This window comes from Kitasatospora sp. MAA19 (assembly GCF_029894125.1).
In the GTDB taxonomy this organism is placed as follows: domain Bacteria; phylum Actinomycetota; class Actinomycetes; order Streptomycetales; family Streptomycetaceae; genus Kitasatospora.
The window spans coordinates 1-1,064 of the sequence record NZ_JARXYZ010000094.1; the positions used below are offsets into that span (position 1 = coordinate 1).

At 70.0% G+C, this 1,064-nt stretch carries 1 protein-coding gene; it reads left to right on the forward strand.

All coding sequences use genetic code 11. The features are described from left to right. Positions 1 to 115: 115 nt before the first annotated feature. Positions 116 to 1,064: IS481 family transposase (locus P3T27_RS40925; protein WP_280686458.1), on the forward strand; the 949-nt coding region annotated here is incomplete at its 3' end.

Sequence of the window (1,064 nt, forward strand, 5' to 3'; positions counted from 1 at the left end):
TGTACTGACCACGGAGGTTGGTGACAGGGCTCACGGCTGTGTGGTCTTGAAATGAGTGAGGGCCTTCTGGCTCGGTGTGGATTGCGACATCTACCCGGTTTCCAGAAAGGCCCTCATGCCACACCGTAACGCACCGCTGACCGAGACCGGACGCCTGCGCCTGGCCCGCTGCGTGGTCGAGGACGGCTGGCCGCTGCGGCGGGCCGCCGAGCGCTTCCAGGTCTCACCGACCACGGCCAAGCGGTGGGCGGACCGGTACCGCACGCTCGGCGAGGCCGGCATGAGCGACCTGTCCAGCCGCCCGCACCGCAGCCCACGCAGGCTGCCCACCCGGACCGAGCGGCGGATCGTCAAGGTCCGCGTCCTGCGACGCTGGGGACCGGCCCGCATCGCCTACCTCCTCAAGCTCAACCCGGCCACCGTGCACCGGGTCCTGGTCCGCTACCGGCTCGCCCGCCTGGCCCACCTCGACCGCGCCACCGCCCGTCCGATACGGCGCTACGAACGCGCCGCACCAGGCGAGTTGGTGCACGTCGACATCAAGAAGCTCGGCAACATCCCCGACGGCGGCGGCCACAAGACCCTGGGCCGCGAGGCCGGCCGCAAGAACCGCTCCAGGGCCGGCTACAGCTACCTCCACAACGCCGTCGACGACCACTCCCGCCTCGCCTACAGCGAGATCCTGGCCGACGAGCGCAAGGAGACCGCCGCCGCGTTCTGGGCCCGGGCGAACGAGTTCTTCGCCCGGGCCGGGATCACCGTCCAGCGCGTGCTGACCGACAACGGCGCCTGCTACCGCTCACACCCCTGGCGCGATGCCCTCGCGGCCGAGGGCATCGCACACAAGCGCACCCGCCCCTACCGCCCCCAGACCAACGGCAAGGTCGAACGCTTCAACCGCACCCTGCTCGACGAATGGGCCTACGCACGTCCCTACCGCACCGAACAGGAACGACGCGACGCCTACCCCGCCTGGCTCCACACCTACAATCACCACCGCGGACACACCGCACTCGCAGGCCAACCACCCGCAAGCCGCATCCCCAACCTCACGGGACAGAACA